A 244-nucleotide genomic window follows, 5' to 3' on the forward strand; every position below is an offset into this window, starting at 1 on the left:
AGAAAGCGTTTATGAGGCGCTGGTACGTGCCTCCCGCGCACGCGGTGTACTGATGACCAGCAATGCCGCCGGAGAGCTGGTATTCAGCCGGGCTGCCAGCACAGCCACTGATGAGCTGGTTCTCGGAGAAAATCTGCTGACACTGGATTTTGAGGAAGACTTCCGCGACCGGTTCAGCGAATACACCGTCAAGGGGTATGCCCGCGCAAATGGTGCTGAGGGTGATGATATTGATGCGAAAAGT

1 protein-coding gene is annotated in these 244 nt (G+C 56.1%); it reads left to right on the forward strand.

The features are described from left to right. Positions 1–52: 52 nt before the first annotated feature. Positions 53–244: hypothetical protein (locus tag AC0L3J_RS38320; RefSeq protein WP_473350612.1), on the forward strand; the 192-nt coding region annotated here is incomplete at its 3' end.

It is taken from the genome of Bradyrhizobium sp. Kon37, assembly GCF_055807535.1.